Annotated in this window: 5 protein-coding genes and 2 pseudogenes; all 7 read right to left on the bottom strand. The window is 52.2% G+C overall.

The features are described from left to right. Positions 1 to 253 (bottom strand): annotated as a pseudogene (locus tag I656_RS13925) (extradiol ring-cleavage dioxygenase); the annotation flags it as partial. Positions 254 to 271: 18 nt separating this feature from the next. Further along, positions 272 to 465, bottom strand: a pseudogene (locus I656_RS0114565) (4-oxalocrotonate tautomerase). A 16-nt stretch (positions 466 to 481) separates the two neighbouring features. Further along, positions 482 to 1,267, bottom strand: a complete 786-nt coding sequence (locus I656_RS13930) for a 2-keto-4-pentenoate hydratase (RefSeq protein ID WP_015374665.1) — start codon at positions 1,265 to 1,267, stop codon at positions 482 to 484. 1 nt (position 1,268) lies between these two features. Continuing rightward, positions 1,269 to 2,294: a 4-hydroxy-2-oxovalerate aldolase gene (gene dmpG / locus I656_RS13935; RefSeq protein WP_015374664.1), complete on the bottom strand. Its 1,026-nt coding sequence runs from the start codon at positions 2,292 to 2,294 to the stop codon at positions 1,269 to 1,271. Beyond that, a complete protein-coding gene (locus I656_RS13940) occupies positions 2,291 to 3,190 on the bottom strand; it encodes an acetaldehyde dehydrogenase (acetylating) (protein ID WP_013523587.1) in 900 nt (299 codons plus the stop codon). Before I656_RS13940 ends, dmpG begins: the two co-directional genes overlap by 4 nt. A gap of 17 nt (positions 3,191 to 3,207) precedes the next feature. Then, positions 3,208 to 3,993: a 2-keto-4-pentenoate hydratase gene (locus tag I656_RS13945; RefSeq protein WP_033004686.1), complete on the bottom strand. Its 786-nt coding sequence runs from the start codon at positions 3,991 to 3,993 to the stop codon at positions 3,208 to 3,210. Between the two features lie 21 nt (positions 3,994 to 4,014). After that, entirely contained in the window at positions 4,015 to 5,490 is a 1,476-nt protein-coding gene (locus I656_RS13950; RefSeq protein ID WP_020753725.1) for a 2-hydroxymuconic semialdehyde dehydrogenase, read from the bottom strand. Positions 5,491 to 5,559: the final 69 nt, after the last annotated feature.

The raw sequence follows: 5,559 nt of genomic DNA, 5'->3' as shown, positions 1-5,559 counted from the left end.
GGACATCGGCAATCAAATCAGGACATTCTACGGCGGTCAATACCCCCTTATGTCTTGGTGTAGCATCGACAAAATGGTCGAAGCTTGACATCCAATGGCAAGAAATCAAAACAAGAGTATCCGGTTTGACTTGCTCGATGATTTTCGCCACTTCGTGCATCCCTTTGACGAGTTCATGTTGAAACTCAGGAGTTCGATCCTCAAAACACATTCTCGGCGTATGCGGCACAAGCATGGCTAATTCCAAACTCATCGTGATTTTTCCCCCTTTTCATTTTCGTTGTTTATCTGACATTGGGATGCCGGCGACACCCCAATGAGATTTCGGCACTTCTGATACGATCACCCGCACGTTTTCCTTTGGCGAGCTAAAACAGTGCTGATTGTACCGGTTACTTCGCGAATCACTTCTTTAATCTTTTCTTCCGGCCTTCCTTCGAGCAGATGAATATGAACAATCGGCATGCGGCTCATCCTTTCATCAATCTGTCGATCGGAACGAAACCGTTCCTAATTGGTCAAACTGGGCAAACACAACATCCCCTGCCACAAAGCGGACAGCTTCCGTCATCGCTCCGGCTAAAATGATTTCCCCCGCTTTCAATCCTTTTCCTTTTCTGGACAACATGTTGGCTAGCATGGCAATCGCGTTGGCCGGATGCCCCAACACCGCCGCGCCAGCGCCGAACGCCTTCCCTTCACCGTTGATGGATAAACTCACTCCCAGCAAGTCGAGTTCAAGGGAGACGGGAGGAACGAGGCGGTTTCCGAATACGACCCTAGATGAGGAAGCGTTGTCGGCAATCACATCCGGCAAGGCAAACTCGAAGTTAGCATAGCGACTATCGATAATTTCCAGCGCTGGGATGATATACTCCGTTGCCGCTAAAATGTCCGTCGCGTCAATATCCGGCCCTTGGACATCCTCTTTTAAAATGAAGGCGATTTCCGCTTCCACCTTCGGATGGATCAGTTCGTTCATGGCCACCGTCCCTCCGTTAGGGACGATCATATAATCAAACACATACCCGTAGATCGGCTCATTCACCCCCATTTGCGCCATTTTCGCAGCGCTCGTCAATCCCATTTTCGGGCCGATGATCCGATAGCCGTCTGCCTGTTTCATCGCCACGAGTTGTTCTTGTATAGCGTACGCTTCCTCGACCGTCATATTTGGATATTGGATTGTGAGACGAACCATTTCTCTCTTCTCATGCTCAGCGTTCAAAAGCTCCATAGCGAGTTTTTCGTAGTCAAGAGAAGTCACCTTACTCCCCCTCTCCTACAGCCGCTTTTTGACGCGCCATTTCCGCAGCGACGTCGACGATCATATCTTCCTGCCCGCCGACAACCTTCCGCCGGCCGAGTTCAATTAAAATATCGCGAGCATCGAGGCCAAACATTCGGGCGGCGCGCTGCGCGTGAAGAAGAAAGCTTGAATAGACGCCAGCATATCCGAGCGTCAAACTGTCACGCGTAATCTCTTGGGCTTTTGGCAAGATCGGCGCCACAAGCTGCTCAGCTAAATCCATCATTTTATACAAATCAATGCCGGTCGGAATGCCCATCCGATCCAACACCGCGACCAGCACTTCCGTCTGTGTGTTGCCGGCACCGGCCCCCAGGCAGCGGACACTGCCGTCAACGCGCGTCGCTCCTTCCTCAATCGCGGCCAATGTATTGGCCATCGCCAATGATAAATTGTTATGAGCGTGAAAACCGACTTCAATTTCAAGGCTTTCCCTTAATGCTCGAACGCGCTCTTTCACTTCATGCGGCAAGAGAGCACCGGCTGAATCGACGACATAGACGACGTCCGCCCCGTAGCTTTCCATAAGCCGCGCTTGATGAACAAGCATCTCGATAGGCGCCATATGCGCCATCATTAAAAACCCGACTGTTTCCATACCAAGCTCTTTTGCCGCGGCAATATGCTGGGCCGAAATATCCGCCTCCGTCACATGGGTCGCGATGCGCGCCATTTTCGCTCCTAGGCGGGCGGCCTGCTTCAATTCCTTGACCGTCCCGATGCCTGGAAGAAGGAGCACCGCAATTTTGGCCTGCCGGCAAACCGCCACAGCTGTTTCAATCAGCTCAAATTCATCGGTCCGCGACAAGCCATACTGCAGCGAAGATCCCCCCAAACCGTCTCCATGTGACACTTCAATATACGGAACGTTCGCTTCATCGAGCGCTTTGGCGATCGTGGCCACTTGTTTTGTTGTATATTGGTGGGCGATGGCATGGCTGCCGTCGCGCAATGCCACTTCTGTAATGGTAATGGCTCGCTTCATCGTTTCCCCTCCTCAGCCAACAACTTCGATAATCGATGCTTCGCCACTTCCTCCGCCACTTTCACCGCAGCGGCGGTCATAATATCCAAGTTTCCAGCGTACTTCGGCAAATAATCACCCGCTCCTTCCACTTCAACCATGACCGTCACCTTATTTCCTTCAATGATCGGACTCGTGCGCAGCCGATAGCCGGGAACGTACGAGCGGATCGTTTCTACCATTTCCTCGATCGAGTCGCAAATTTCCCGCGCCGCTGCTTTCTTCCCTTCGACAAGTGCGTATATTGTGTTTCTCATCAAAATGGGCGGTTCAGCCGGGTTGAGAATAATGATGGCTTTTCCGCGCTTCGCCCCACCGATTTTTTCGAGCCCTCGAGCAGTCGTTTCTGTAAATTCATCAATGTTCGCTCTTGTTCCCGGCCCTGCACTTTTGCTTGAAATCGTCGCAACAATTTCAGCGTAAGCGACCGGCTGCACGCGCCCAATGGCATGAACGATCGGAATCGTCGCCTGTCCACCGCATGTGATGAAGTTAATGTTGGTCTCTTCCAAATGTTCCGTTATATTGACAGGCGGCACAACAAACGGTCCAACGGCCGCCGGAGTCAAATCAAAGACGACCTTCCCAGCCTGCTTCAACAGTTTGGCATGACGGATGTGCGCTTTCGCCGACGTCGCGTCGAAGACGAAATCAGCCCATTCGGGATGCTCCAAAAACGCTTGGATGCCGCTGTCAATGACGTGATACCCTTTCTCTTTTGCTAGACGCAGCCCTTCCGATTGAGGATCGATCCCAATTACTGTTGTCAACTGCAACACATCCGAACGTTCAAGCTTCAACATCAAGTCAGTCCCGATGTTCCCAGAACCAAGAATTGCTACATTGATCTTCTCCACGGTTTTTCCTCCCTTGTTTATGGCGCAAACTCGACCCGTACTTCCCCCAAATGGGCAAAGCGAGCGAAAAACACGTCGCCGGGCTCGGCGCTCACCGCTGCCGACAAAGCTCCGGATAAGATCACTTCTCCCGCCTTCAACTCTTTTCCATATTCATAGAGCTTATTTGCCAGCCAAGCGACGCAAAACGCAGGATGCCCGAGCGCTGTGGCCCCAACACCGGTGTTGGCCAGCTTACCGTTTCGGTAGAGCGCCATGCCGATTTGCGCAATATCAACAGCATGGACAGACAACCGTTTTTCCCCCAAAACGTAAAGTCCCGATGAAGCGTTATCGGCGATTGTATCTTCAAGACGGATGTTCCAATCGGCAATGCGGCTGTCAACGATCTCCAGCGCCGGAACGATATAATCCGTCGCCAGCAGCACGTCAATGACAGTCACGCGCGGGCCAACTAAGTCACGTTTTAAGACAAACGCAATTTCTGCTTCCACCTTTGGCTGCAGCACCCGCTCCCACGAAACAACCCCGCCGTTTTCCACCGCCATATCATCAAGCAAATGGCCGTAATCCGGTTGGTCAACCCCAAGCAGCTGTTGCATCGCCTTAGAGGTCAATCCGATTTTCTTGCCGACAATCCGGCGCCCTTCCTTTACTTTTTGTTTGATCGTCCGCAATTGAATTTGATAGGCGTCATACACGGTCAGCGCCGAATCGAGTGTCGTCAAAGGAGAGAGAGGACGTCTCTCCCTCTCAGCAGCCAGCAGCAACTCGGCGCAATCGTCCCACTTCTTCACCGTCATCACCTCTTTCGTCCATCGCGGCTAAAGCTTAATGCAAATGTTCGTCAATTCTGTATAAAACTCAAAGCTATGCATGCCGCCTTCGCGCCCGATGCCGCTTTGTTTCATACCGCCAAACGGTGTGCGCAAATCACGTAAAAACCACGTATTGACCCAAACGATTCCGGCTTCAATGCGCGCCGCCACCCGGTGCGCCCGACGCAAATCGTTCGTCCAAATCGTCGCGCTCAATCCGTAGTGGGTGTCGTTCGCTTGGGCGATCACTTCCTCTTCTTCGTCAAACGGCATGACCGTCACGACCGGTCCGAACACTTCTTCGCGGACGATGCGGCAATTTCGGTTGACACCGACAATAATCGTCGGTTCAAGATAATATCCTTGATCCAAGCCGTCCGGCCGCTTTCCACCGGTTAAAATACGACCGCCTTCCTCCTTCGCCAGCTCGATGTAGCTCATCACCCGTTCGTAATGCTCTTCGCTGATGAGCGCGCCGACATTTGTTCTCGGATCAAACGGATCGCCGACAACGAGTTCTTTCGTTTTGGCCACAAACTTTTGCAAAAATTGTTCATAAAGCGGCCGCTCTACATAAATTCTTGACCCGCACAGACACACTTCCCCTTGGTTCATAAAACTCGATTTCAACGTCGTCTCGATCGCTTCGTCCAAATCCGCATCGGCGAAAATGATGTTCGGATTTTTCCCTCCCAACTCGTAAGACAGCTTTTTCAATGATTTCGCCGCCGCCGCCATAATGACTTTTCCAGTTGTTGTCTCTCCAGTGAACGTAATGGCGTCAACATCCGGGTGCTCAGTCAACGCCGCCCCTGCCGAATCCGGACCAAAGCCATGAACAACATTCACAACGCCATCCGGCACCCCGGCTTCTTTGCAAATTTCGGCCAATACAGTTGCGGTGAGCGGCGTCCATTCCGCCGGCTTGATGACGGCCGTGTTCCCGGCTGCCAAACACGGGGCGAGCTTCCACGTCAACAACAGCAACGGCAAATTCCACGGATTGATCAGTCCGACGACCCCGACCGGTCGGCGGATCGAATAGTTGATGGCCACCTCATCGGTCTGATACGCTTCCGTGCCGACCGATCGCAAGTAGTCGGCGAAAAAGTGGAAGTTATACGCTGCCCGCGGAATATCCAACGTGAGGGAGAGAGAGTATGGCTTCCCCGTATCGAGAGACTCGAGGCGAGCCAGTTCCTCTTTGCGCTCTAAAATGAGATCGCCGATACGGCGCAAAACTGCGATCCGCTCCCCAGTCGTCATTCTCTTCCACGGTCCGCTAAGCGCCCTTTTTGCAGCGGCCACCGCCAAATCAATCTCTTCTTTCCCCCCTTCACAGACGGTGCCGATCACTTCCCCCGTAGCGGGATTAATGTTTTGAAACATCTTGCCGCTTTGTGAAGGCAAAAACCGCCCGTTGATGAAATGTTGGCAATCAAATGCCTTTACTTTCTCGCTGGCTACCACTTCTGTTTTCATTCATCGTTTCCTCCTTCATCAAGTCTGCAGAAATCGAAAAATTAGAAATCTTTTATCCCCATCATAACA

It is taken from the genome of Geobacillus sp. WSUCF1, from assembly GCF_000422025.1.
Taxonomy (GTDB): domain Bacteria; phylum Bacillota; class Bacilli; order Bacillales; family Anoxybacillaceae; genus Geobacillus; species Geobacillus zalihae.
This window is presented reverse-complemented; position numbering and strand designations above follow the sequence as displayed.